Raw genomic sequence first — 21,241 nt, 5'->3', positions numbered from 1 at the left:
TCAGGAAGTTATTTCCAGGGGTTCACCGACCAGGGCCTGAGCCTCTTCGGCCGTAATCGGCACGGCGCCGCTGGGCGCCTGGGGATCCTGATGCCCATCATGCGGCGGGTCGAACTTGTCGCGCACGGGCAGATGCACGACCACACGGCCATCCGCGAGCGGCCTGGCCACGGTATCGAGGAACACGAGATTGCCCTTGTGCCGACCAAAAATCGTGCCGTGGACGCCAAGGGCACGCTCCAGAGCCCATTGCCACATTTCCATCAGCTCGCCCACTTCGGCCATCTCCTGGGCCGCGCGTTTGCCCCGGTGGGTGTTTTTCTTGGGCGACTGAAGCCAGGCACGCAGAGTGGAATCCCACTTCGGCACCGTGAATCCCGACATGGCCAATGGCCGCTCGCTCCAGGCCAGGGCTTGCACACGCGGGCCGGAACGCAGAATGGCATCGGCATTGCCATATTCGCGCAGCAGGTCGGTCTTTGCGCGCAGGGCGTCGTCTTTGGCGATCTGGTGCAGGCCCAGGGCGAAGGCGCATTGCTGTGCCGGTAGTAGGTAGTGCTGAATGTGGGCCATCTTGGAGCTTGCGAACGGTGTTGGGACGAACGTGCGGCGCAGCGTCAGGCCTGGTCAGGTGTTTTCTGCTGCGCGAATTTATGGACGGCCTGGTCGCGCAGATCCTGCTCGGCAGCCTTGCGGGCGGCGCGTTCTCGGGCGTCTTCCTGCCCAAAGTGGACTTTGAGGGCGCGGAACAAGTCGCCCCTGCGAATCGTCTTGCGGTTGACCGCTGCCTCGCGCAGAACCTGATTGGCCTCGCTGCAAAACGGAAACTGTTGCGCCAGCATGGCCTCAAGCTGGCTGAGCTGGCGTCCGGACAGAAACCAGAACAACAGCGCCAGTGCCAGGGCCAGGCCCGCCACGATCACGGCCAACGCCGTCGCCATGTAGCCTGCATCTTCAGACAGTTGACCAGCCACTGCCATGGCAAGAGCGATGGCAGCCAACATCCAGATGAAGAAGACGGCCTCTTGGCGTTGCTGGAGGTGCGCCAAGCCGACGCCCGTGGGGGCGCTATCGATCGGGATGTAGGGTTGCAGGAATGGTGGTTTTTCAGGTTGCTCGGTAATCATGGCAAGTTAACTCGATTTGCGAACTAAACACCCGACAGCGCCAAGGCCGCGATCTCTCGCTTGGTAGCTTCGATTTGTGTCTCATAGCGGGCCAGGGAGGCTTTCAGTCGCTCGGTTTTCTGCTGGCGCTCCATGCGCTGGCGCTCGGCCTCGGTCATCAGCCCGACCGCGACCAGTTCGGCGGGCTTTAGATAATCGGCCAACGTGCGCCCACGCATGGCACCGCCATGGACGCAGACAGAGCCGCCGTCGTCGTCTTCCACGTCGAGCGCCAGGAATGCGCCATCGGTGCAGACAATGACGATCGACGCCATCCGCAGGTCGCTGGAAAACACATGGCTGACGGTGCGTCCTTCCAGGCCATCGGCGTATTGCAGCTGAACGCCGTTGCTTTCGGTTGCGCTTGCCCCAACGTCAAAGACCGTCCTGGCCTCTCGGATCAACGCTTCGGGCAGATGGCTTTGCGCATCTGTGCGGCGCAAACCTTCGACCTCATCGAGAATGGCGCCGAGTATTTCTATGGGACTGCGATTCATGCCTAAACTCCAATTTTAGGCAAGTCTAACACAATCACACAAAAAATCACATTACCGACAATCAGGTTTATTGGATTTCGGCGACGGCTGAACTTGCCGACTCGGCCGCATCTTGAGTAGAAATACCATAAGCGCGAAACATGGCATTGCCGCGATCGAACATATCCATCATGCAGCGCTGAATTTCGTTTGGATGGAGAAATTCAGTTCCATAGCTCCCGGCCTGGCGATGGATCTTGACCTTGCACAGCAGAGCCAGAAGTAGGGCGATGGCGCCGATGTCACGGCATAAAAACCACATCCAGTGCGGCCAGGCCTTGTTCAGTTTGGTGAAGAATGCGCGTACCTCTGGAATCTCGGGCAACTCGCGTTTATCGTGGTCGTAGCCCTGCACCTGGAAAACCAGGCTTTCCCGGTAGAGCAGGGCGTTTTCGCGCGTGTCGGAGATGATGAGCAGTTTTTCAAGCGTGCTGGCGATATTTCCTTTTTCAATATCGTCGCGCTCGATCTGCAGGATCAACATGGTCGGCTCGGTGTTGTGGGCCAGGCCATCGGAGTCGGTGAGGATGATGGTTGGGAATGGATTGTTGGGCATGGATCAGGCTTTCGGTGGTTTGGTGGCCAGCAGTAGTTGTCCACGGCGCTGGTAGGTTTTTAGGTGCAGTCCGCAGAGCCTGTGGCCCTCCACGACATGCTTGCCCTCAACCTCGCATTGCTGGGCGCAAATCGTCGCGTGGCCCATGTCCCATTCGCACCGATCGGCCTTGGGGGTGGGGCGGCGCCAGCCAGGATGTGGGACACCAGTGATATGCTGGGTGCTGACGCGGATTTTTTGGCAGACCAGATGTTTCTTCTTGGAGTTTTCTTTCCACCATGCCTCGAAATCGAAACTGGGCTGTTGGCTGATGCGACGCCAGCAGTACCGCAAAATGGCGTTGGCACGGTCATGCGCCACTTCCTCGATATGGCCAGCACCTTCAATACGAATCACGGCCCATTGCTCTATGGTCACTTCGTTTTTTTGCATGTTCTATTCAGCGAATACTTCCTGGAGCGTGTTCAACACTGCGCTCAACGTCTTGGCTGGTACTGTGCCTAGCCTCTTGGATAGCCGTGTCTTATCCACCGTCCGAATCTGATCCAGAACGATCAACCCCTGGGTTCCGGCATGCGTGACCGGCACTCGAAAGGGCGCCGCGAAACCCTTCGATGTCATGGGTGCAATGATTACGGTGCGCAAGTGGTCATGTAGCTCGGCTGGAGAAACTATCACGCAGGGGCGGGACTTCTGGATTTCGCTGCCCACGGTCGGATCAAGGTTCACCAACCAGATTTCTCCGCGCTTCACCAGGTCAGCTCCTGGTCATCGGCGTTGCCGAACTCACCCAGCAGCAGGGCATCCCCGCCATTTGTAGCCACGGCTACAGCCGCTTCAGCCCAGCCCTCGCGGGGCAATTTGGCAGGCCTTCGCAGGACGATGGAACCGTTTTCTACGGCGATGTCAGCGGCCGGCAAGCCATCCAGCCCTGCCTGGGCAAGCAGCGGCTTGGGCAAGACAACACCCTTGCTGTTTCCAATGTTCCGAATTGCGATTTGCATGATTCACTCCAGTGGCAACGATGTTATTACGTTGCGCCTTGGTTGTCAATCAAGAGTTGCAACATCGTTGCTACAGGCGTCGTTTCTAACAAGGTTACTCAAGGTTAGCGAAAAACGATAACTTTGGGTAAACTCAGTTGAACTCGGCGCCTTTCTGCTGCCGTCCGGTCGTTGCAAAGCACGCGTGGAAGTCCTTCACGGGGAACCAGTCTTCGCCGTCAGGCATTTGCACCAGCAGTTCCAGATTCACCTGTGCTCCCCGCAGCGCGGCGATCACTCCCTCCTCGCCTTCTTCGGCGATGCCCGCGTACTTGGTCGCCATCACCACATCGCCCACCTCGAATTCGGGCCGCTGCTCGGCCACTGGGCGTGGTGGCGCTGGGGCAGGCTTTGGTTTGGCCTTGCGCCCTGTTTTCAGGGCCAGCTTGATCTCCGGCGTGCAAGCGGGCATCCCGGCAACGGCGCATCCCCACAGGCGGGGCCTGGCAGGATCTGCGAAGACGGAATACAGGCGCTGACGGGAGACACCCAGGTATTCGGCCGCATCGCGCACCGTCCAGCCCTTGTCGCGCAGCGCTTGGGCCAGGGGGGCGCAGGCGCTCTCGTCGGACGGGGCGGATGGATTAGGCTGCATGATTCTTGTTGATGCCGCGCCACGCCGGATGGCGTTGGTCAATCTGCGCCATCCGTCTCTGCATAGTTCGCCGGGTTCCCCGCATATTGCCAGCTCAAAAGGAGATATTCCACCCAGTCTTGGCCGATGCGAGCAATCGCTTCAGCAATGGTGTAGTCGATGGATTGCAGTAAATCCAATCGGTTTGAGGCCAGCGCTACATAGCATTTCTCGCCTGTGGAAAGAACGCCGAAGCCATCATTGGCCCCCTTTGCCAGACGCATTGCGATGGTGTTGAGGTGATCGATTTGGCCGTTGCCGGTAGGTTTGAACATCAGTATTTCCATTGAAAATTTAGGCGCACCAGTCGCCAATTTGATCCCACGCCCGATTCAGCACGTCGCCGATTTCGTTACGGTTGTCTGCCCGCGCAAGCGAGTCATGTCACGGCAAAGGCCAATCAGTTGCTCCTGAATCTCCATACTGTGCTTTCTTTGGTATCAGAAAATGATTTTCAATCCGATTTCACGCTCTTGCACACATACGCATCCCACATGGTCTTGTGCGTCCGGCAGTAATGCATATTAGGGCCAATTTCCTTGGCGTGGTGTCCGCACATGGGGCGATCGCAAGTCTTGTCGTCGCCCACCGGGTAATCGCACAGGTAGTCGCCAACCGCCGAACAGTCGGCACAGTGCGATCCCAGATCCCCGCAGAGAGTGAATGTCCCGCCGACGTTGCGAGTTTTGGTGCGGCAGTAGTCCTCCCAGGAACCGAGGAAGCCCATGCTCAACCAGAGCTGATAGTTTTCCCGACTGGGCGGCTGGATTTTCTGGATGTAGCAGGGCATCAGCGAGCCCGATTGGCATGATGGCCATTGGCGCGGTCTGAGTAGTAGGCGGTGATCGCGTCCACCGCCTGACCCTCGCCGGCCGTGGTGGACACCTTCGTGCATCTGAGTAGTAGGCGGTGATCGCGTCCACCGCCTGACCGCAATAGATGCAGGCACCCAGTTCGCCGCCCCTGCCACGCCAGGGCACGCACGGCCCTTTGTGCTCCTGAGCGGCTTGCTTGCGCTGAGCCTCTTCCTGGATTTGCGCCGCCGCGAGAATGACCTGGGCGTCGATCCAGTCGGCAATCTGCACTGGTACGGCGCCGTTGCGCTGCTGGCGCGTGCGCGTGGTGCTGGCCAGATGGCAGTAAATCTTGCCTTCGCGGGTGGAGCCTTGGCTCACCAGCGTCCACAGGTCGCCGTCGTGTTGGATTTGCAGCATCTCGGTTTCCTATGCGTCCTTGGGTGTCTCTGGGTTTTCCAGAGAAAGCAGCTGTGCGGCTTCCGTCCATTTTTTCCGCTCAGCGGCGGCTGCCTGTTCGGCGGCTTCTTTGCTTTGCGCACACCGAGCCCGCCAGACATCCATTCTCGTCAACGTGTCGCTTGCCTGGTCGTAGTGATACTCCGCACCGTTAATCATGCAGGAGCCAAAGCGTCGCGCCACGCTGAACTGTGAGCTACTCACGTTGTAGACGCGCTCGGGCCTGCTTGTGCCTGGGTCGCGCATGGGACGTTTGGGCATCTCAGTCTCCGACGATCCCGGACTTGCGCTCGTGCTCGCGCAATGCCTTGGTCAGCATCTTGTGGGCCTGGCGCACGTAGGCGGGCACCTGGTTGATCTGCTTGGCCTTTTCGTGAAGGAGGGCGCTCCCCTGTTCCGGCGTCGTAAAACCATGGGCCACCATGGCTGTCGCAGCCTTGAGACAACCCAAGGCCGCGTGCTCGCCCAGGCTGTATTCGCATTCCAGCCAGGCCAGCAGACGGCGCAGATGATTGACCTCGGCGTCGGTCATCGGCATGGCGGGGGTGTTGTCGTCGCCGGAAAGGGTGAGGTGGGTTGGCATCGCGTCAAGTTCCACGAATGGTTTTGGGAGAGACATGAATGTCAAGTGCGCGAAAAGCCTCCGCGTACTTCTTGCGCAACCGCTCGGCATCCTTTTCGGAAAGCAGGCTCAGCCGTGCCTCGTCGCTGTTGTCTTCGACGTCTGCCATCTTGATGAGGCGAGCGCCCTGCACGGCCAGCACGCCCGCCAGGTAGTCCGGGTAGGACTGCCCCGCCTGCCTGGTGAGGGCCACGATGAGCACGATGGCTTCTTGCGGCACTCCGTCGCTTCGCAGACCATCGACCGTGGCGCGGCCGTCCTCGATGCAATCGTGCAGCAGGGCCGCGATCAGCTGGGTGGCATCCCCGCCTGCGGCCTGCACGCGCAGGAACACGCGCGTCAGGTGCTCGATGTAGGGGCGACCGGCCTTGTCTGTCTGACCTTCGTGCAGACGGGATGCGAGCTGGTAGGCGGACAGGATGTCGTTGGCCACAGGGATTGAACCTCAAATTGTGCTGTGTTAGCCAGCGCGTGCACCGATGGCATTCGCGGCAACAGTCAATCTCCAGGCCGTGGAGCGTAGTGATGACACCTCGTCGTGTTCACCGTTTTCGATGGCCTGCAGGGCTTCCTGCTCCATTTTCAATGCATCGGAGCGACAGATTTCTGCGCATGCCTTGCGTTCCATATTGACGGCAGCTTCCCAGGCGCGGAAGGCAAACGTCTTCTCATAGTCGCCCCCGCCTGCACGACAAAACTGCCCGTGCTGATTCCACCATGCTTCAAAGTCCATGTCTAACCTCGAATTGGGCATCGTGTGTTTCACTTGGGAAGGGCGAGATGCACCTTGATGGCTTCCTCGACAAGCAGCATGTCTGCCTTGGATAGCACGTCAAGACGATTCTTGAGCCTCACCTTGTCGGCTGTCATGATTTGGTCGGCCATGGCCTTGCTGCTTTGCCTATTGCAGGTCACCACCGCCTCGCCAGGGTAAGTACGCCCGACATTACTGGTGATGGGCACAACGACCACGCGCTGCAGATTGCGATTCGCAGCATCATTGCTGACGATGATGGCTGGCCTGGTTTTGCGGATCTCACTGCCCACGGACGGATCGAATTCCACCCACCAGACTTCACCGCGCAGCATCGGCGATATCTCCGGCCAGTGCGTTACACCATTCGACAGCTTGCGCCTCGCGCTCTTTGTCTGCGGCCATGGCCCGGTAGCCCTCATCGAGCGAGGTATCCACCACATGCGGGCGTAACAAGTCTTCGATGAATTGGCTCATCTTGCGCCGTCCCACCATCCGATAGAGCCCTTCATACACTGCTTCATCCAGGGTGATGGTCATCCGTTTGTGCATTGCGTTCTCCTAATGCGTTATACGTATAGTGCATATGATAGAGCCGCGTCAGTGGCCGTCAGTTCCTTGCTTGCATGCGCCAATCCCACGGAGGGGTGGGTTCCTTGTCTTGCCACAACCCAAGTTTTTGGCTTTGCGCTTGCCTTTGCGCAGCAGCGTAGGCCCGCGATTCGGCGGCAGGGCGGGTGTTGGCGAAATGCGCGTAGTGCCACGCCATACCGCGCTGCACCTGGGCCAGATTGGCATCCTGGCCCTCGGGGGTGAGCACCTGGCCGAGGATGCGGCCGTAGCGATCCTGCTCATTCCAGTGCACCACGACCTGTTTGCCTGCCACGAGATCCGCAAGCGATTCACGCGAACGGTTGCCGAACGCCTGCTTTGACTCAGGCGCGTCGATGCCCGTCAGACGAATGCGGTGTTGCGTCTTGCTGGCATCGAGCACCGTGATCGTGTCGCCATCGGCCACGCGCACGACCTTGCCGCTCAATTCGGCGGCTGACGCGTTCGTGCCCGCCAAGTGGGCCAGGGTGATTGCAGTTGCCGCAAGAAGTCTTTTCCACATAGGTTACCTTTTTGGTTGGTTTTACGCCGCCAGCGCCGGTTCATTGGTTTTTTCGCCCGCCGCAATGATTTCCTTGGCCAATCCTTTGAGGCAAACGCTCAAATAGGTTGCAACCAAGGATGCCAAGGGCGTGAACTCGCAATCCCGCAGCAGTTCAATGGCTTGCTCCGTGCGTTGCTGGCCGAATGCATCCACGAAGCATTGCAGAGCCTTGAAATCGACCGTCGCGCCGTAGCTCTCGAACATGCAGCGCCGCCCATCCATGCTGTGGAAGCACTGGAACTCTCCCATCAGGTCGATCAGGTAGTCGTACTTGGTGCGAGGGTGTCTGGCGCCGTCAAACCCGATGAGCATGTGATCGTAGTGCGACAGGGGCACCAGTGCGCCATCGAGCACCTGCTGAACGATCGCCTGCACATCCACCGTGGCGCCTACCTCGCAGAGCTGGAGCACCCGCGCCATCACGGCCTTGGCCTGTTCGCCGTCCAGGGCAGCGTCCGTAATGAAGTACGGCGCCATGTCCTCGATAGGCGTGCCGTCTTCCAGCCAGCCATCGTCCGTAATGCTGCCCGTGTAGCGGCGAACTCCTGCGCGCGTCTCGTAGTAAAGCGTGGTGCTCATCAGGCTCTCCTGCACGTTCTGAAAGTGTCTTGTATTTAGACACTGATGCGATGGACTGCATTCTGCCAGTCTTGGCGTAAGTGTCAACTATTTGGACACGGTTTTCTGTTGCGCCGACCTCGCATGCCGGTAAGTCTTTGAATTTCCATGGACGCGCGTGGTGGACATGCCGCGCACCATGGGCGTCTGGGACGGTCTCGGACGCCAAAACGTGGATCGCCGTCTGTTGTCATTCTCGAAGTTATGATAAGAGGGGTTATCATAAAAACCATGGGGAAAACGTTATAGGGGTAACGTTACCCGTAAGGTTTACGGCAAGCGTAACCGCAGTACAATCGGGTCAATTTCACCGCATGTGGAGTCCTCATGACTGGAAAGCTAGAAAAGCACACTCACGTAGACGCTGGAATCCAGGCGACGCTAAGGGCGCGAATGCCGATTGAGGCGCCGCGCAAGGAAAAGACGCGTCTTGCGGCTTCACTGCTGTTCTTTGAACACGGGATCTATCCCTCAGCCAAGGTCGTGCTGGCGTACACCCAGCAAGGGTCGCTCACGGACATCAACCGCGACTTGCATGAGTTCTGGCAGGAGTTACGAGACAAGGCCCGCGTGCGCCTCGATGCCCCATATCTCCCACAGGAACTGCAAGATGGATTCGCAGACGCATTGGGCCGGATGTGGGAACTGTCGGTCACCAATGCTCGGGCCTGTTTTGAAGCGGAACGCCTGGACGCCCAGAATGAAGTGGCCAGAGCGCAGCGCTCTCAAATCGAGGCCGAGCGGATGGCCAGGGAAATGTCATCACGACTGCAGTTACTGGACGCAGAGATGCATCAGGAGCGGGAGCGACGTGAAATTGCTGAGAAACTGCTAGCAGGCTGCTGAAATACTCCCCACCGTCGTTTCCCGGTTGACGTCTTGCCAGGACAATTGAGGCAACCCAACCGACCAGACAGACAAGCCAGACATGCGCGGAGCCGACACCTTCACCGAGAGCCTGTTCACCATGCGCCACCTCGATGACTTCGTGCCCGCCGATCACCCCTTGCGCGTGATCCGTGTGATGGTCAATAAAGCCCTGGCCAACATGGACGAGCTGTTTGCCCGGATGTATGCGGCCGACATCAAAGGCGGGCGCCCCAGCATTGCTCCCGAAAAGCTGCTGCGCGCCATGCTCATCCAGGTGCTCTACAGCGTGCGCTCGGAGCGCCAGCTCATGGAGCAGACCCAGTACAACCTTCTGTTTCGCTGGTTCATTGGCCTGGCCATGGACGATGCCGTTTGGGTGCCCAGCGTCTTCAGCAAGAACCGCGAACGCCTGATCGAGCACGATGCGGTCATCGAGTTCTTCAATCAGATCGTGCAACAAGCCCAGGAGCAGGAACTGCTCTCGGGCGAGCACTTCAGCGTGGATGGCACCCTGATCCAGGCCTGGGCGGGCCACAAGAGCTTTGTGCGCAAAGATCGCCAGGGCGACGACGATACGGACGCGGGCAACTTCAAAGACCAAAAGCGCAGCAACGACACCCATGAATCCACCACGGACGGGGACGCGCGGCTGTACCGCAAGGGCAAGACGGCCAGCGAGTTGCGCTTCATGGGCCACACACTCACCGACAACCGCCATGGGCTGGTGGTCAGTGCCGTGGTCACCCAGGCCGACGGACATGCAGAGCGCGAAGCGGCCAAGGCCATGATCAACGATGCGCGACAGGCACTGCCCGGCGATGACCCCATCACGATCACGCTGGGTGCAGACAAGGGTTACGACGCCAAGGAGTTCATCGACGCGCTGCAAGAGATGAACGTGCTGCCCCATGTGGCGCAGAACAAATCAGGTCGTCAATCGGCGGTGCCTGACAGGATCGCGGGCAGCGAAGGCTACGCCATCTCCCAGCAAAAGAGAAAGCTGATCGAACAAGGCTTTGGCTGGGCCAAGACGGTGGGGCACATGCGTCAGGTGGTGGTGCGCGGGATCAAGAAGGTGGACCAGATGTTTGTGCTGACGATGGCGGGCTACAACCTCACGCGGTTGCGCAGCTTGGGGCAAATCCGTCTGCAGGGGCAGGTGTAAAGGAAAAAGGATCAGAAAACCGTGCTTTGCGACTGAAAGCAGGCGATTTTGAGGGGTTGACTTTCAGGATACGGAAAAATGCGGCTACAGCCGCTGAACAGGTTCGGACGCTGGGGAGTATTTCAGCAGCCTGCTAGAGGGTCAGAAAGTAGAGATCCTGGCACTTAAAGAGGCGTTGCTGAAATGGCAGGATCAAGCCGAAACAGAAGCCAAGGCACGGCAAGAAGCAGAAGTACGGTTTTCTCGCGATCTCGAATCTGAGCGGTTGCTGCGCCAAAGCGATGCCCAGAGATTTGAGGGGGAGATCAAGTTTTCCAAGTTGCAAATCGATTCAGCCCGCACGGCCGAGAGAGAGATTCGAGAGCAGCTGAAGGCGTTGGCCGAGAGTAAGGACATTGAACTCTCTACCTATCGGCAGCGGGCGAACAACGCCATGGAGACGGTTGCAAATATTCAACTTGAGTTAGCAGAGGTTCGAGGTCTTAACCGTGGCCTGGAACGCCAGCTTGCGAGTATGAAGTCACACGAAGATCGGAGTGCAACGTCCCCCCTACCCCAGAAGGCTCGAAGACCAAAGCCTCTTATTGCGCGAGCTTTGACTGTCAAGAAGCGTCGTCTCGGGTAGAAAGGCAAAGCTCGCACCAGGTGGGTGCGAAATAGTTTGCCGGTGTTGCAGAAAGAATGAATGTGCTTCAAGCCTCACGGGGTTAGCACCGAGGCATCCTTTTAAATCATGTGCTTATGGGCACCTGGCACTTTGTTCGCTGCTCGTTACTGATGCTCTCTGAAGATCGGGGGAACCTTGAGACGAGGTATCTAAAGCACATTTGAGTTTCTTGCGAGAACCTAATTCTTGTGTTTTAATTAACTCGATAGATCAAACATTCATGAAGGGCAAAGCAAATGAGCACCACCTACCAGCAACTGTTGGAACAGCGCGAAGCACTTGATCGACAAATCAAGGAAATGCGCAATGCGCAGCGCGCGGAAGTCATCGAGCGCATCCGTCAGGACGTTGCGAATTTCGAACTCACCGAGCGCGATGTTTTCGGCAGTGCTACTCGTTCTGGCGCCCGCAAGGGCGGCACTGTCGCGGCCAAGTACCGCAATCCTGAAACGGGTGAAACGTGGACCGGCCGTGGTAAGGCACCGAAGTGGATCAGCGACAAGGATCGCACCCAGTACCTGATTCCTTAATTGGATTCGGGCACCACAAAGAAGCGACTTCCAGTCGCTTTTTTTTATGGTCAAGAGAGGGAGTGGTGCTGGTCTGTATGGTCCAATGAGCCGGCATGTGGCATGATTAGAGGACGTAGGCGTAGCCTTCGTGCGCCTTATGGCGCCCCTTAAAACCCTTGCAGGGCCCCACCCTGTAAGGTGGCCTTGCTTCAGTATGGAAAGAAATATGCAAGGTCAATCTATTGGATCTCTGGAATTCTTCTACTCCACAATGCAAGGAGGGAAAAGTACGGCACTCTTGCAGTACCGTTACAACCTCCTGGCGATTGGGAAGACCGTTCGTGTTATGACAAGCGCAAGCGATGATCGCTTTGGCACAGGACGCATTACTTCCCGAATGGGCGTCTTTTGTGATGCGGAGGTTTTCTCCGAGAACACGGTCTTTAAGCGCACCGCGTTTGAAGGCGTGGACGAATTGTTCATCGATGAGGCGCAATTCCTCACGCCAACCCAAGTGCGCCAGCTCCATCAGGATCTGCGTGCGAAGGGTGGCATGCGAGTTTCTTGCTTCGGTTTGCGCACAGACTTTCAAGGGAACCCGTTTCCTGGCGCTGCGATGTTGTTGGCCCTGGCCGACGACCTTCACGCCATCAGCACTCTTTGCCGATGCGGGGAGAAAGCGACGATGAACCTACGCATCGAAGCAGACGGCAAACCCGTCCGAATGGGCGATGTGCTGGAAATCGGCGGCGACACGCGCTACAAACCAGTCTGCCCCCGTTGCTTCTATTGAAGGCGCTGGCACGCACCCGTGCTGGTGCATAAAAAGGAAAGGCCACTCCCCTCTATGGGGCGTGGCCTTTTTCTTTGGTGGTTGAGGCGTTTAGCTTTTGGGCCAGCAGTTGGCGCACAAATGGAGTGGCATGTAGACGGGCTCATTTCCACAGATGCAGGGTTCCCACAGCTGCCCGGTCTTGAGGGGTGGCGTTGGTAGTGTTGTCCCAGCCTGGGGCTTTTGTGAGGTTTGCTCAGGCAAGCTCTTGGACTCGGCCTCCAGGGCAGTTTTCCGGTGGCGTGCGAGAGCTATCTGAACGACGGTTTCTGGGCTGTACTCAGGAAAACCAAAATCGCCAAAGTCCACACCATACGAGCTTGTGATTTCCTGATCACTGAAAGCAGCAACGCCGGCTTTTGCGCACGCGGACTCGTAACCAGTCCTGGTGTTGCACTCGCCCTTGAGGTGGCTTGCAACACTCATGCGACGCTCGGCATCGGCTGAAAATCTCATCCAGCCGACCGCACATGGCCACTGCCTCTGCGATTTTGGGAGCCAGGCCGTCGATAAGTGCCTGGATTTCAGCCCCCGTGCGCAGCGGGGCGCAATTCTGGTAGGGCAAGACAGGAAGCACGAGATTGCGAGCACGGCCGGCAGCGCCATACGCACTTATGAAGTAGTGGGTAACACAGACATCCGAGCCGTCAGGGCCGTAAGTCCATGACTCGCCCAACGACACTGTGACGTGAGGATGGGCATCAATTGATTCCCCCGTGTCGGAGACGAACGAGACGGCCCTGCCCGTGGCTACGAGCAGTACAGGTATCGACCCTTGTGCCAAGACCCGTGGAGCGATAAGTCCCTGACTGGTGGTTTTGCCTTTCAGGTTCCATTTCATGCTCGTCAACCCCTGGTTGGTTATTTGGCACGTGCCCAGTTTTCGCATCCAGGGCACGAGCGGCCCAAGGGGGCTTTCAAAGAATCATTCGCATCAATTTTAAGATAAAGTTTCCCAATCACACTCTGGATTACCAGATTGCCATCCTCCTCAGTTGCATGGTAAACAGATACAGCAGGCTCACCTCGGAAGATCATTCTGTCAGTAATAGTGAAGGTTTTTCCGTTGGAATCTTTCACTATTTCCAACGTAGTTTTTGGATTGTATCCATTAATCCATTTACCCACGAACTTATCGCCGTCCGAGCCGGAACAGGCGGAAAGGGTAATGACTGCGATGGCCGTGAAAATGTGTTTGATGCTCAACATACTTGATTTCTCTGTGGTTTGCTTATGTAGTTGATGATCTCACGAAAACGGGTCTTGTCAATGTCTAGGACGCGATGCCAGATCCCGAGAGTTTGGCCTTTTTATCGAATGATCGGTGCTGGTTTCTAGCGGATTAATCTGATGGGTTTTATTCATTGATCTGATCTTGCGGTGATCCCAGCCATCTTGCATCACCGCCATGATGATATTTGCAGCTGCTGCGATTTCTTCTCCAAAGTACCTGCTGGTCAGGCCGTCCTCGATTCGATCTTCGAGCTGATCAAAGAAAGCCTTGCCAATAGTGCAAGTCACTTCCTGAAGCTGTTTAAGACCCTCGTCTTTTAGAAACACGCCGAACGTAACCGCACATAATTCTTTCTGTTTCGGGGGAAGATCAAGACTTTTATCCTCGATCAGTATTTGGTAAGCGGGTCCGATCAAACCGTTTCCAAGCCCGAAATTGACAATATTCCTTGCAAAGAATTCAGGCGTTGAAATGTCCTGCGGCATCGCCGAAGTTGTCGGTGCCTCAGGCGCCTTCCACGGGGTGATGCACTTGTTGTCTGCGAAGTGTTTGCTTTGCTCAAATTCAAGCGGCAAGATGCTGCTTATAAGGGCCAGGGGGTGAGCAATACGGGCCTTCAGAGCATAGGGCTTGAGTGCACCCAGGTCCAGTTGTGAGTATTGCTCTTGAATGAACGCTTCGATGTGAGAGCTGTCGAGCTGGCTCAGGTGCTGGACGTTCTTGGCGCTCATGAATGAACAAAACGTCTGCCAATTGCGGGCACGATTCGCGTTACTCTGGCTCAAGACATCAGACCCAGCCTTGTCGCTTCGTAGCTTGATGATTCGCTGACCGACGATCAGCATCGAGGAGCCAAGGTAGTAATTCTGCCGCGCGTCCTCGCGCACATGTGGGGCCTTGAGGGACGATTTGGAAACTGGGACTGTGGTCTTGTGCGCCTCAGCTACAGCAATGGATGAGATGGGTATTTGTGCTGGATGAGGCACCCGTGCCACCTCTTCGGTGGTGAACGGTTGCTCAACGTGCTTCCAGTGCTCACCACGCAGGCGTGCAAGGCCGTCATTCACCATGTTCAATGCGAATACACCAACCTCTACCGGCAAGGGGTCAACCTTGTCGTCAGCCCGGTCCAGAAGCCAAAGGGCGAAAGCCGTGATGTCCTCGTGCGTCAGCTGGTCTGTCGTCTCGTATGGGCACCACTTCATGAAGGCGCTCCAGGCCTTTTTGTATGTCGAAATCCAGGAGTGAGCCAGTTCACCGCGATAACAATGCGCGTAGATCTCCGCTCCAAGGCTACGCATGGTGCTGGCCGCCCCAGAATTGATCACAGCCATGCAGCGCCCGAGCCATTGCATCTTCTGGGACTGGTAGTGGGCATCGAATTCTGAAAGTGCCGGCTCTTCTGGGAGAGTCCATTTCAGAGACACGTTCCCATCGGGTTGATAACCCATAGGGTTCCATTGAAGCAAGGGGAGCACAGAAAACACGTTGTTGATCGTAAAGAGCAACTCCTTTTTGTGTTTAATGGCTTGGTCGTTGTCCCTGGCAGTAGCGTCAATCTTCTTGTAAATCTGTTTGATCGCCCAGATAATGAGTTCTGATTCGAGTTTGCCGGCTGTAATGACGCCACGCTTAGAAAGCAAAGCCGCAAACTCTTGCCACTGCTTGCGCATCCTTGATTGCACGGTGGGGGCGATAGACCACACGTGACAGCGCATTTGGATCATGGCGTAGCCGAGGTGAAACAAGCCACAGTCCAGGCCATACCCCTTGCAGAAGCGTTCTTTAATTGTTTGGCTATCTCTTTTTTCAGTCATCTAGAATATTTGCACGTTATCGCTATTGCCAGATTCTATAGATAAAGCTGTAGCGCGCAATTTTTAATTCGGAAAAGTGATATCCCAGAAAACACAAAGCCCCGTCAGCTTCTGGGCTGATGGGGCTTGTGGTTTATGGTGGGTTTCATTATCCAAATATTGGTTTGAATATGGGTGGAGTGCACCCCGGAGTTACCGAATCAAATCAAACCAGCTTCTTCCGCAGCATTCATGAATGGTTTCATGAATTCCTGTGCAAGTTCCTCAGGTGCGGGCTGGCGACCCTTCTCGGAGCAAAAATACTCGGGTGACAATTCAATCCAAAGTCGCTTCATCAAGCAGAATTTGGTTTTCTTGCCATCCGAGTTGTTGCGCGTCAAAAGCACGGTGAATTCACCGCAGCCTCTGGTGTTAGTGCGCTGGCTCGTTCCGTAGGCAACAAGTACCTTTCGGCGCCCATTGTTTTCATCAAAGCCCAGGATTAGGCCTGGCCTGAACTTCGGGCCAGGTTGCATGATGGTTTCCGTTTCCGGGAACCACACACGCACCACTGCCCCTATCGGGGCAGAAAGATTAGACATGCTACTCTCCCTGCCCCGTTTGGGGCTCTATGGTTTCTTGATCAAGCCGCGATCCTGAAAGAATTCACGCAAACTTGCTGGGCGAGACACCTGGGGCTCCACGTTGCCATGGGTTCCTAGGTAGCCTGCGATTGCCCTCTTGATGAGCATTTCCGGCGTGATCCCCTCCTCCATTGCCTTGCTTTTCACAAGGTCAGGAATCGTGGATTCAGCATCGAAATTGACGATGAATTGCATGCGCGCCCTTCCCTTCCACTGCCCTCTTGCGAGGGTCGTTTTCAGGGTTGATCGTACAAGCATCATCTTCATGCGCAAGGCATGCTCCCTCGGGGCCATCTTCTTGAAATGGCTCACGATGGTTCCTTAAAAGAGGCTTGTGCTGTGCACAGCCGATGGGTTGATATGGAGAGCAGGCTTTGGTTGCGGCTTTTCCCAAAGACGACCAGCCCTACTCCATCATCAAAACGAAGCCCGCGCCTTGCGGGCGCGGTCCGTTTTGTCCCGTCCTTGGTTAGGACGCCAGCATCCAAATGCCCCGCTCGGGTGAGCTGAACATGCCAGAGCTGTTGAGGACTTGCCGGATCTTCGCCTGCCAATTGGGGTTCATGGATAGCTTTTCGGGAGCTGCCCTCGAAACCTCCTGGTAGATGTCATCCAGCTTCGCCCTTCCGCCCAGTCGTTGCATAACGAGGCCAACGATGGACTTCCACGTCCCTGTCAGTCGCGCGTACTGCTCCTTTGCAATGGTGCCCAGCAGCACCAGAACGGGCGTGGACTTCTTGCGCCAGAGGAGGACATATTCGTGAATCACACGAGGCAAAGTCAGTTTGGAATAACTGCGCGAGTCGGACACACAGTTGTGCTGTTGCTTGATGATTACGGCGGCCAGTTCATCACTCGGCAGGCGCGAAATCATTTCAGCCTGATAGGAGCAATAGACGCCGTTCTTCCGATAATCACCTATGATGGTTCCGTAAAAGCCCTGCGGCTTGGTTGCATCACGCTGATTCAGTAAGACCAGTTGCATCTTCTCGTGAAATTCCTCATTGGAACTGCACCGAGAAAGATCAGCAGGATCGGGCTTGGAACCCCAGACCTCGCCGCTATAGGTAATCATCGAGCCGTACGGTGGGTGGGAAAGGCACAAATCCACCTGCTGGCCCACAGCCAAGAGAATGGAATCACTCACGGCGTTGAAGCCCTGGTGAAGATCCAGCCCCCAGGCCTCAATACCCATCTCGCGAGCAACTTCTACCGAGGTGCCCGAGCCGACCATAGGATCGACAAAGGTAGCCGGCTTCAGCTGCTCAAACAGGTCGCGGTATACGAATCCCGAACAATTACCGCGCCACTTTGAATCTCCCCAGTGGCCGCGATTCGGATAAGAAATAATGCTTTGCATTTTGGTTGCTCCAGTTGGATGGGCAACCACCCTGCGGGAGTTGCCCGAAGGGTTGATGAGGGATGGCACAGAGGCCATGACTGCAGAAGCAGATAGGCCTATTCTGCACGAAAGAGCCTCGCTGGGCCAGAGGATCGGCAAGTGTGGACCTATTGCGGAAAATTCCTGCCCACGCGGGCCACGGACTGCTGCGGCATGTGCTACCGCGTCATCTCCATCTCAAGTATCTTGTCCATGATGATTCCAATGCCCTTCTCCACCTTTTCATGCGGGTAGGAGGTGGGCACATCGATGAGGAGGGTCAACATGTACCAGGTCTTCCCGTTGTACTTGGTGCTGGCCATGTCCAAGCAATCACTGAAATTCCTCGTGTAGAAGTCGAGCTGGTCCTGGCCAATGAGAAGTGTCTGGAAACGGGGATAGCTCGTGTGCAGGAGCATGGGAACCGACCTCGTGCCCTTCTCCACTGGGACACACCATGAAAAGTCGCTCACATCGGTGCTATCGGGATCGCCGCTCAGATTGATCCCTTGCGCGAGGTAGCGCATCAGCGCCGCCACCGGCTTAGGGACAGGCAGATCGCTCGTTTCGTGGGCGCGCAGGAATTCCGGTTCCATGCCTATCAACGGAGCGAATTGCTCCACCGAGGCATTCATTGCCCTGCGGAAGTGGAGATAGTCCTGGGAAGAGAATTGGTCGCTCATAGCGGGCTGAAACTGAAGAAGTGGCTCAGAAGTGAGAGGGCCGTGAATGCTGCTGCAATGCCCAGAAAATTGATGGCCAGCCAGTTGAAAAAGCTCCTCCAAGGAGTAAGCAAGGGGGCGGGCGGTGGGCGCTTTTCTTTCCGGATTTCACCGGCCTTCTGGCCCGCCCTGATCAAGTGGAGATTGTGAATCATCGCCAGCTGCCGACTGTACGTCGCGAATCTCTCAGGGTCTTCGAACTGCTCACGAGCCACATCCAGTTCGATGGCGGTGAAGCCTTGGCGCACGTCCAGAATTTGTAGGCCGCCGATGTACTCGGCTGGCGAGAGCTTTGTGATCACCGCGTTGCGTTGGTATTCATCTGCAGGTAAGAGCAGTGCCACCGTCACCACACGGTGAAACGCATGAGGATCTGCATCAGGCAGCATCGCGCGAATGCAATCTTCGGCGGAACTGGTGTCGTGTGCTTGAATTTGTTCTTCGTTCATAGAAGCACTCTCCCACACTTCGACAGTTGTGCAACTCGCCATTACGACGGACTCTGTGGCCTATACAGAAACGGGACGCTAGAGTTTTCCTTTTATGGAGGTGAAATGGACATTGCTTTGACACAACGTGCTGCAAGCGCGGTTCCTGATCCCAGCGGTGTTAAGCCGCCGAAGCGCAATTTCACGCTTAAGCAGGCCCTGATCGCGGGTTTCCTGCTGGGAAGTCTCTACACGGTAGTTGCAGGTGTCGTCGCGCACCAGATGGCGGCTGATGGTGCGTGCCTGGCCAGTCAGTACCGCTGATCCTTTCGGCCAAAAAAAAACCCGCCACGGCTTCCATGCCAAGGCGGGTTTTTTGTTTCATGCGATCTCGTTTTGGATCGCTACCATCTCGCTGGCCCGTTCAAAGGCTTCTTCGATGGTGGTTGCCGTGAAGGGCGTGTGCACTCCCCTGATGTAGTCCACCAAGACGAATTGCTCGCTGGAGTCAGGTTCCTTGCGTTGAACGACGTAGCCCAGGGCGAGAATTCGTTGTAGGCCCGCAAGCGCCTTGGTTGTGCTCGTGTTGCCAACAATTGCCCAGGATGAAGTGAACGCCTGTGCAGCTAGCACCCTTGCAGATCCCGCTTCGAAAAGTACCTCGTGCTTCACGATGGTGCCATCTGCCAGCTGAACCAGTCGGCTCCAGAGTCTTTCTGTCCCGGAACTATCCGCTGCAGACGATTTCGCGACTGGGTAAGGAAAGTCGTGCGCCTTGAAGTAGACCTCTGCGTGGAGTTCGCGCATTTGGTGAATATTCATGGTTGCTCCAAAGAAAAAGGCAACACCTTGCGGGGAGTTGCCTTTGGGTTGAGATGCGCCTAGATGGCGCTGGGGTCAGTCGGTAGGGCCCTCGATCCGCAGGAGATCGTAAAACCCAATGCGATTTTTCCCATCGTAGTTGGCCTGAGCTTTCTCGACTGCTACCTTGAGGGTTTCAATGAGATCAGCGCCGGCCTGCTTGGGTGTGATGCGAACGTTGTTCACATAGCCATCGTCGCCAATGGGGTGCGCATGCTTGAGCATGCGCCTGACTTTGGCAATGTACTGCTCTGGCAACAATGATCCCGAGGAACCAAAGTTTCCGAAGAACAACCCTCCTCGATCAAATCCACTGGATACAGTAATAGCATCAGCAATGATCATGAGCGCAGAGCCCACGGATTGGATGTACCAGCTCCTCGCACGTTTTCCAGAGTGGGTGTAGCAGTTGCTATCACCAGCCAGGGAAATCAGCATGAAGTGGTCGTTATTTCCACCGTGGACCTCCGCAGGGAGTTTGGCGGCGAATTCCTTGTAAATGCAGCTGCTCGACACGTGGCATCCCCTTAGAACAATGACATGGTTTCGCCAAACACCGAGGGTGCCGTGACGATTTCAATCAGGCTAATGTCCGTTCCCAGCATTGCGGGTTCTGACTCGGCCATGGGTTGAAGCGATACCCTCTTTGGTGTGCCAGACCAAAAGCAGGTTGCGACCAGGTAATTATTGAAGTTGATGACTGGAATGGTTGCTTTAAGCAGATCACCTTGACTCTCCAGCGAACAGGTTGCCTTGTCGAAGGTGTAGCCGAAGTAATCGTCCGCGAGCAGTTTTTCCAGTTCGTCTGGTTTGACATCCATCTCCACGATCAAACGCGAATCTGCCATCTTGGTCACGTCGGTCAGCTCCACCTGCCGCCAGCTTCCGATGTACGTTTCAGCGTTCATCTTCTTGCCTTTGACAGTTCGCAAACCGATTTCTGCTTCGAAGGCTGCACCGCTGCAATAACCGTAGAGGTCATGATCAGAGAATGTGCCCCGTGCGTTCGTCTTGATGAGTGTCCAGGTCGGATCTCCACCAGATTCCAGGAGAGCGAAGTCAAAGGTTGTCCTTTGGGCTTCGTTCACCATGTAGCCTTGTTTGACGTTCGTAGGGTCAATGGCTTTGAAGCCAATGCGCATGCGACGAAGCTCGTTAACAGCGTTCATCTTTGCTCCTGAGGTAAGGAGCCACACGCGCCCTCAGAGGGCACGATAGGCCCCTGAGGGTTGAATAACCCACCGGCTTGCGCCGTTGGTTTGAAGTTGTTGCTCAGTATTCGCTGGGCAACAGAATGGTCGTAGCAGAGCGGTCTGCTTCGGTGATCACGTAGATGACCTGGTTGGAGGCAACTTCGTATCGGGAAAAAACGCGCGTGCCGTTTTCGATGGCGCGCATGTTCGCTTCGTGGTCTTCATCACACATCTGGCCTTTGAGTTGCCCCACGTGCATGTGGATGTAGTCAAGGGGTTGTTTTCCCAGACTGCCCAGCAGTTCCGCAGCGCCATTGGTCATGACGCAGCGGCCGGGATGGAATAGGATTTTCATGAGACTCTTTCAAGAGAACGAGCCCACGACCGTCAGGTCTTTGGACCCGAGGGTTGATGTACCAGTCAGACTGGATAAGGGAGTGACACGCGATCACGACAAGCCATTGCGGCAAGTCCCTAGAAGTCTAGCGTGACAGCATAAGTGCGTCAAGATTGGGCCGAAAAAAAGCCCCCGTGAGGGGGCAAAGTCGGAGGTGGGGTCTCCTCGTTTTCAGTGCAATAAGTGACGGTACGCAAAGCT

35 protein-coding genes are annotated in these 21,241 nt (G+C 56.3%); 7 read left to right on the top strand and 28 right to left on the bottom strand.

Annotated elements, in window-relative coordinates; genetic code table 11:
- The 10 genes from OX89_RS13230 to OX89_RS13190 all read right to left on the bottom strand — a co-directional run bounded on the left by OX89_RS13230 (nt 1) and on the right by OX89_RS13190 (nt 4,725).
- Nucleotides 1-573 carry a hypothetical protein gene (locus OX89_RS13230; RefSeq protein ID WP_047350959.1) on the bottom strand — a complete coding sequence of 191 codons (573 nt, stop codon included), beginning with the start codon at nt 571-573 and terminating at the stop codon, nt 1-3.
- 44 nt (nt 574-617) lie between these two features.
- A complete protein-coding gene (locus tag OX89_RS13225) occupies nt 618-1,127 on the bottom strand; it encodes a hypothetical protein (protein WP_047350958.1) in 510 nt (169 codons plus the stop codon).
- A gap of 23 nt (nt 1,128-1,150) precedes the next feature.
- Nucleotides 1,151-1,663 (bottom strand): hypothetical protein, encoded by a 513-nt coding sequence (locus tag OX89_RS13220; RefSeq protein WP_047350957.1) that lies wholly within the window; start codon nt 1,661-1,663, stop codon nt 1,151-1,153.
- 67 nt (nt 1,664-1,730) lie between these two features.
- Nucleotides 1,731-2,258 (bottom strand): chlororespiratory reduction 6 domain-containing protein, encoded by a 528-nt coding sequence (locus OX89_RS13215; RefSeq protein ID WP_047350956.1) that lies wholly within the window; start codon nt 2,256-2,258, stop codon nt 1,731-1,733.
- A gap of 3 nt (nt 2,259-2,261) precedes the next feature.
- Complete coding sequence (locus OX89_RS18630) at nt 2,262-2,690, bottom strand: hypothetical protein (protein WP_157497454.1); 429 nt, start codon at nt 2,688-2,690, stop codon at nt 2,262-2,264.
- Nucleotides 2,691-2,693: 3 nt separating this feature from the next.
- The gene (locus tag OX89_RS18210) at nt 2,694-3,014 is read right to left on the bottom strand and encodes a type II toxin-antitoxin system PemK/MazF family toxin (RefSeq protein WP_084002061.1); all 321 of its coding nucleotides are present in this window, start codon (nt 3,012-3,014) and stop codon (nt 2,694-2,696) included.
- The gene (locus OX89_RS13205) at nt 3,008-3,262 is read right to left on the bottom strand and encodes an antitoxin (protein ID WP_047350954.1); all 255 of its coding nucleotides are present in this window, start codon (nt 3,260-3,262) and stop codon (nt 3,008-3,010) included. Before OX89_RS13205 ends, OX89_RS18210 begins: the two co-directional genes overlap by 7 nt.
- A 133-nt stretch (nt 3,263-3,395) precedes the next feature.
- Nucleotides 3,396-3,896, bottom strand: coding sequence for a helix-turn-helix transcriptional regulator (locus OX89_RS13200; RefSeq protein WP_047350953.1), 501 nt, complete (start codon nt 3,894-3,896; stop codon nt 3,396-3,398).
- 38 nt (nt 3,897-3,934) lie between these two features.
- Nucleotides 3,935-4,210 (bottom strand): hypothetical protein, encoded by a 276-nt coding sequence (locus OX89_RS13195; protein WP_157497452.1) that lies wholly within the window; start codon nt 4,208-4,210, stop codon nt 3,935-3,937.
- A 179-nt stretch (nt 4,211-4,389) separates the two neighbouring features.
- The gene (locus tag OX89_RS13190; RefSeq protein ID WP_047350951.1) at nt 4,390-4,725 is read right to left on the bottom strand and encodes a hypothetical protein; all 336 of its coding nucleotides are present in this window, start codon (nt 4,723-4,725) and stop codon (nt 4,390-4,392) included.
- Nucleotides 4,726-4,927: 202 nt separating this feature from the next.
- On the opposite strand from OX89_RS13190, the gene OX89_RS18625 reads away from it, so the two are divergent.
- Nucleotides 4,928-5,383, top strand: a complete 456-nt coding sequence (locus tag OX89_RS18625; protein WP_157497449.1) for a hypothetical protein — start codon at nt 4,928-4,930, stop codon at nt 5,381-5,383.
- Nucleotides 5,384-5,450: 67 nt separating this feature from the next.
- Here the strand turns inward: OX89_RS18625 and OX89_RS13185 are convergent, their stop codons facing one another.
- From OX89_RS13185 to OX89_RS13155, 7 genes are all read right to left on the bottom strand, one after another.
- On the bottom strand, nt 5,451-5,726 hold the full coding sequence (locus tag OX89_RS13185) for a hypothetical protein (protein WP_234305564.1): 276 nt from the start codon (nt 5,724-5,726) through the stop codon (nt 5,451-5,453).
- A gap of 49 nt (nt 5,727-5,775) precedes the next feature.
- On the bottom strand, nt 5,776-6,243 hold the full coding sequence (locus tag OX89_RS13180; RefSeq protein WP_047350949.1) for an HD domain-containing protein: 468 nt from the start codon (nt 6,241-6,243) through the stop codon (nt 5,776-5,778).
- A gap of 27 nt (nt 6,244-6,270) precedes the next feature.
- Nucleotides 6,271-6,543, bottom strand: coding sequence for a hypothetical protein (locus tag OX89_RS13175; protein ID WP_157497447.1), 273 nt, complete (start codon nt 6,541-6,543; stop codon nt 6,271-6,273).
- Nucleotides 6,544-6,572: 29 nt separating this feature from the next.
- Nucleotides 6,573-6,899, bottom strand: coding sequence for a type II toxin-antitoxin system PemK/MazF family toxin (locus OX89_RS13170; RefSeq protein ID WP_047350947.1), 327 nt, complete (start codon nt 6,897-6,899; stop codon nt 6,573-6,575).
- Nucleotides 6,886-7,104 (bottom strand): addiction module antitoxin, encoded by a 219-nt coding sequence (locus tag OX89_RS13165; RefSeq protein WP_234305563.1) that lies wholly within the window; start codon nt 7,102-7,104, stop codon nt 6,886-6,888. The genes OX89_RS13170 and OX89_RS13165 overlap by 14 nt, the downstream gene beginning before the upstream one ends.
- Before the next feature lie 70 nt (nt 7,105-7,174).
- On the bottom strand, nt 7,175-7,678 hold the full coding sequence (locus tag OX89_RS13160; RefSeq protein WP_047350945.1) for a thermonuclease family protein: 504 nt from the start codon (nt 7,676-7,678) through the stop codon (nt 7,175-7,177).
- A 21-nt stretch (nt 7,679-7,699) separates the two neighbouring features.
- Nucleotides 7,700-8,299 (bottom strand): hypothetical protein, encoded by a 600-nt coding sequence (locus tag OX89_RS13155; RefSeq protein WP_047350944.1) that lies wholly within the window; start codon nt 8,297-8,299, stop codon nt 7,700-7,702.
- A gap of 432 nt (nt 8,300-8,731) precedes the next feature.
- On the opposite strand from OX89_RS13155, the gene OX89_RS13150 reads away from it, so the two are divergent.
- From OX89_RS13150 to OX89_RS13135, 5 genes are all read left to right on the top strand, one after another.
- Complete coding sequence (locus tag OX89_RS13150; RefSeq protein ID WP_199856244.1) at nt 8,732-9,184, top strand: DNA-binding protein; 453 nt, start codon at nt 8,732-8,734, stop codon at nt 9,182-9,184.
- Nucleotides 9,185-9,266: 82 nt separating this feature from the next.
- Nucleotides 9,267-10,373, top strand: a complete 1,107-nt coding sequence (locus OX89_RS13145; RefSeq protein WP_047350942.1) for an IS5 family transposase — start codon at nt 9,267-9,269, stop codon at nt 10,371-10,373.
- Between the two features lie 175 nt (nt 10,374-10,548).
- A complete protein-coding gene (locus OX89_RS18620) occupies nt 10,549-10,998 on the top strand; it encodes a hypothetical protein (RefSeq protein WP_157497445.1) in 450 nt (149 codons plus the stop codon).
- Nucleotides 10,999-11,276: 278 nt separating this feature from the next.
- The gene (locus OX89_RS13140; protein ID WP_047350941.1) at nt 11,277-11,570 is read left to right on the top strand and encodes an H-NS family nucleoid-associated regulatory protein; all 294 of its coding nucleotides are present in this window, start codon (nt 11,277-11,279) and stop codon (nt 11,568-11,570) included.
- 208 nt (nt 11,571-11,778) lie between these two features.
- On the top strand, nt 11,779-12,345 hold the full coding sequence (locus OX89_RS13135) for a thymidine kinase (protein WP_052952273.1): 567 nt from the start codon (nt 11,779-11,781) through the stop codon (nt 12,343-12,345).
- Nucleotides 12,346-13,245: 900 nt separating this feature from the next.
- Here OX89_RS13135 and OX89_RS18615 read toward each other — a convergent pair.
- The 7 genes from OX89_RS18615 to OX89_RS13110 form a co-directional block, all read right to left on the bottom strand.
- Nucleotides 13,246-13,593, bottom strand: coding sequence for a hypothetical protein (locus OX89_RS18615; protein ID WP_146052220.1), 348 nt, complete (start codon nt 13,591-13,593; stop codon nt 13,246-13,248).
- 57 nt (nt 13,594-13,650) lie between these two features.
- Nucleotides 13,651-15,435: a hypothetical protein gene (locus OX89_RS13130; RefSeq protein WP_047350939.1), complete on the bottom strand. Its 1,785-nt coding sequence runs from the start codon at nt 15,433-15,435 to the stop codon at nt 13,651-13,653.
- 200 nt (nt 15,436-15,635) lie between these two features.
- Nucleotides 15,636-16,016: a CcdB protein, toxin of addiction system gene (locus OX89_RS18610; RefSeq protein ID WP_146052219.1), complete on the bottom strand. Its 381-nt coding sequence runs from the start codon at nt 16,014-16,016 to the stop codon at nt 15,636-15,638.
- 27 nt (nt 16,017-16,043) lie between these two features.
- Nucleotides 16,044-16,370, bottom strand: coding sequence for a hypothetical protein (locus OX89_RS13125; RefSeq protein ID WP_146052218.1), 327 nt, complete (start codon nt 16,368-16,370; stop codon nt 16,044-16,046).
- A 157-nt stretch (nt 16,371-16,527) separates the two neighbouring features.
- Complete coding sequence (locus tag OX89_RS13120; protein ID WP_047350937.1) at nt 16,528-17,418, bottom strand: hypothetical protein; 891 nt, start codon at nt 17,416-17,418, stop codon at nt 16,528-16,530.
- A 200-nt stretch (nt 17,419-17,618) separates the two neighbouring features.
- On the bottom strand, nt 17,619-18,122 hold the full coding sequence (locus OX89_RS13115) for a hypothetical protein (RefSeq protein WP_047350936.1): 504 nt from the start codon (nt 18,120-18,122) through the stop codon (nt 17,619-17,621).
- The gene (locus tag OX89_RS13110) at nt 18,119-18,610 is read right to left on the bottom strand and encodes a hypothetical protein (RefSeq protein WP_146052217.1); all 492 of its coding nucleotides are present in this window, start codon (nt 18,608-18,610) and stop codon (nt 18,119-18,121) included. The genes OX89_RS13115 and OX89_RS13110 overlap by 4 nt, the downstream gene beginning before the upstream one ends.
- Before the next feature lie 105 nt (nt 18,611-18,715).
- On the opposite strand from OX89_RS13110, the gene OX89_RS13105 reads away from it, so the two are divergent.
- Nucleotides 18,716-18,913 (top strand): hypothetical protein, encoded by a 198-nt coding sequence (locus tag OX89_RS13105; RefSeq protein ID WP_047350934.1) that lies wholly within the window; start codon nt 18,716-18,718, stop codon nt 18,911-18,913.
- A 57-nt stretch (nt 18,914-18,970) separates the two neighbouring features.
- Here the strand turns inward: OX89_RS13105 and OX89_RS13100 are convergent, their stop codons facing one another.
- From OX89_RS13100 to OX89_RS19135, 4 genes are all read right to left on the bottom strand, one after another.
- Nucleotides 18,971-19,411, bottom strand: coding sequence for a hypothetical protein (locus tag OX89_RS13100; RefSeq protein ID WP_146052216.1), 441 nt, complete (start codon nt 19,409-19,411; stop codon nt 18,971-18,973).
- A gap of 75 nt (nt 19,412-19,486) precedes the next feature.
- On the bottom strand, nt 19,487-19,888 hold the full coding sequence (locus OX89_RS13095) for a hypothetical protein (protein WP_146052215.1): 402 nt from the start codon (nt 19,886-19,888) through the stop codon (nt 19,487-19,489).
- An 89-nt stretch (nt 19,889-19,977) separates the two neighbouring features.
- Complete coding sequence (locus OX89_RS13090; protein ID WP_146052214.1) at nt 19,978-20,619, bottom strand: hypothetical protein; 642 nt, start codon at nt 20,617-20,619, stop codon at nt 19,978-19,980.
- A 103-nt stretch (nt 20,620-20,722) separates the two neighbouring features.
- Nucleotides 20,723-20,998: a hypothetical protein gene (locus tag OX89_RS19135; protein WP_047350930.1), complete on the bottom strand. Its 276-nt coding sequence runs from the start codon at nt 20,996-20,998 to the stop codon at nt 20,723-20,725.
- Nucleotides 20,999-21,241 lie beyond the last annotated feature (243 nt).

Origin of the sequence: Diaphorobacter sp. J5-51 (assembly GCF_001023515.1) — a bacterium.
In the GTDB taxonomy this organism is placed as follows: Bacteria; Pseudomonadota; Gammaproteobacteria; order Burkholderiales; family Burkholderiaceae_C; genus Diaphorobacter; species Diaphorobacter nitroreducens.
The sequence above is the reverse complement of the archived record's forward strand: the minus strand, read 5'-3'. Positions and strand labels throughout refer to the sequence as shown.

Excerpts from the sequence above, each read along its gene's own strand:
- OX89_RS18630 (WP_157497454.1), bottom strand. The coding sequence starts at position 2,690 with ATGCAAAAAAACGAAGTGACCATAGAGCAATGGGCCGTGATTCGTATT.
- OX89_RS13110 (WP_146052217.1), bottom strand. The coding sequence starts at position 18,610 with ATGAACGAAGAACAAATTCAAGCACACGACACCAGTTCCGCCGAAGAT.
- OX89_RS13170 (WP_047350947.1), bottom strand. The coding sequence starts at position 6,899 with ATGCTGCGCGGTGAAGTCTGGTGGGTGGAATTCGATCCGTCCGTGGGC.
- OX89_RS13105 (WP_047350934.1), top strand. The coding sequence starts at position 18,716 with ATGGACATTGCTTTGACACAACGTGCTGCAAGCGCGGTTCCTGATCCC.
- OX89_RS13135 (WP_052952273.1), top strand. The coding sequence starts at position 11,779 with ATGCAAGGTCAATCTATTGGATCTCTGGAATTCTTCTACTCCACAATG.
- OX89_RS13195 (WP_157497452.1), bottom strand. The coding sequence starts at position 4,210 with ATGTTCAAACCTACCGGCAACGGCCAAATCGATCACCTCAACACCATC.
- OX89_RS13190 (WP_047350951.1), bottom strand. The coding sequence starts at position 4,725 with ATGCCCTGCTACATCCAGAAAATCCAGCCGCCCAGTCGGGAAAACTAT.
- OX89_RS13230 (WP_047350959.1), bottom strand. The coding sequence starts at position 573 with ATGGCCCACATTCAGCACTACCTACTACCGGCACAGCAATGCGCCTTC.
- OX89_RS13225 (WP_047350958.1), bottom strand. The coding sequence starts at position 1,127 with ATGATTACCGAGCAACCTGAAAAACCACCATTCCTGCAACCCTACATC.
- OX89_RS13205 (WP_047350954.1), bottom strand. The coding sequence starts at position 3,262 with ATGCAAATCGCAATTCGGAACATTGGAAACAGCAAGGGTGTTGTCTTG.
- OX89_RS18615 (WP_146052220.1), bottom strand. The coding sequence starts at position 13,593 with ATGTTGAGCATCAAACACATTTTCACGGCCATCGCAGTCATTACCCTT.
- OX89_RS19135 (WP_047350930.1), bottom strand. The coding sequence starts at position 20,998 with ATGAAAATCCTATTCCATCCCGGCCGCTGCGTCATGACCAATGGCGCT.
- OX89_RS13100 (WP_146052216.1), bottom strand. The coding sequence starts at position 19,411 with ATGAATATTCACCAAATGCGCGAACTCCACGCAGAGGTCTACTTCAAG.
- OX89_RS13155 (WP_047350944.1), bottom strand. The coding sequence starts at position 8,299 with ATGAGCACCACGCTTTACTACGAGACGCGCGCAGGAGTTCGCCGCTAC.
- OX89_RS13215 (WP_047350956.1), bottom strand. The coding sequence starts at position 2,258 with ATGCCCAACAATCCATTCCCAACCATCATCCTCACCGACTCCGATGGC.
- OX89_RS13150 (WP_199856244.1), top strand. The coding sequence starts at position 8,732 with ATGCCGATTGAGGCGCCGCGCAAGGAAAAGACGCGTCTTGCGGCTTCA.
- OX89_RS13200 (WP_047350953.1), bottom strand. The coding sequence starts at position 3,896 with ATGCAGCCTAATCCATCCGCCCCGTCCGACGAGAGCGCCTGCGCCCCC.
- OX89_RS13145 (WP_047350942.1), top strand. The coding sequence starts at position 9,267 with ATGCGCGGAGCCGACACCTTCACCGAGAGCCTGTTCACCATGCGCCAC.
- OX89_RS13115 (WP_047350936.1), bottom strand. The coding sequence starts at position 18,122 with ATGAGCGACCAATTCTCTTCCCAGGACTATCTCCACTTCCGCAGGGCA.
- OX89_RS13090 (WP_146052214.1), bottom strand. The coding sequence starts at position 20,619 with ATGAACGCTGTTAACGAGCTTCGTCGCATGCGCATTGGCTTCAAAGCC.
- OX89_RS13120 (WP_047350937.1), bottom strand. The coding sequence starts at position 17,418 with ATGCAAAGCATTATTTCTTATCCGAATCGCGGCCACTGGGGAGATTCA.
- OX89_RS13165 (WP_234305563.1), bottom strand. The coding sequence starts at position 7,104 with ATGACCATCACCCTGGATGAAGCAGTGTATGAAGGGCTCTATCGGATG.
- OX89_RS13140 (WP_047350941.1), top strand. The coding sequence starts at position 11,277 with ATGAGCACCACCTACCAGCAACTGTTGGAACAGCGCGAAGCACTTGAT.
- OX89_RS13130 (WP_047350939.1), bottom strand. The coding sequence starts at position 15,435 with ATGACTGAAAAAAGAGATAGCCAAACAATTAAAGAACGCTTCTGCAAG.
- OX89_RS13095 (WP_146052215.1), bottom strand. The coding sequence starts at position 19,888 with ATGCTGATTTCCCTGGCTGGTGATAGCAACTGCTACACCCACTCTGGA.
- OX89_RS18610 (WP_146052219.1), bottom strand. The coding sequence starts at position 16,016 with ATGTCTAATCTTTCTGCCCCGATAGGGGCAGTGGTGCGTGTGTGGTTC.
- OX89_RS13220 (WP_047350957.1), bottom strand. The coding sequence starts at position 1,663 with ATGAATCGCAGTCCCATAGAAATACTCGGCGCCATTCTCGATGAGGTC.
- OX89_RS13185 (WP_234305564.1), bottom strand. The coding sequence starts at position 5,726 with ATGCCGATGACCGACGCCGAGGTCAATCATCTGCGCCGTCTGCTGGCC.
- OX89_RS13175 (WP_157497447.1), bottom strand. The coding sequence starts at position 6,543 with ATGGACTTTGAAGCATGGTGGAATCAGCACGGGCAGTTTTGTCGTGCA.
- OX89_RS13160 (WP_047350945.1), bottom strand. The coding sequence starts at position 7,678 with ATGTGGAAAAGACTTCTTGCGGCAACTGCAATCACCCTGGCCCACTTG.